Consider the following 267-nt stretch of genomic DNA (forward strand, 5'->3'; position numbering starts at 1 on the left):
GTTCAATAAACGGGAAAGAATATTAAACAATGAGAAAGTTTTGTTTCCTAGCCTTTCAAATACATTTGCTGCAATTATGTCTCCATAAGGAAGCCTTTCACATATTTTTAATGTATTTTTTATTGCTGTATCAATGTCCATTTTTTCAGCAACTTTTAGTAATACCTCAACTGCAGTTGCTGCTAAAACTTCGGGGGTCTTTGGAGCAAGATACTGATTTTGTTCATTATCAGTAAACACAATTTAGATGCCCTTGTTCAAGTAGCC

The 267-nt window shown here is 33.7% G+C and carries 1 protein-coding gene; it reads right to left on the bottom strand.

All coding sequences use genetic code 11. From position 1 onward, the window contains the following. On the bottom strand, positions 1-240 hold a 240-nt coding region (locus tag EOC06_RS39020; RefSeq protein ID WP_164899091.1), incomplete at its 3' end, for a hypothetical protein. Positions 241-267: the final 27 nt, after the last annotated feature.

Source organism: Mesorhizobium sp. M7A.F.Ca.MR.362.00.0.0, assembly GCF_004023175.1.
Classification (GTDB): Bacteria; Pseudomonadota; Alphaproteobacteria; order Rhizobiales; family Rhizobiaceae; genus Mesorhizobium.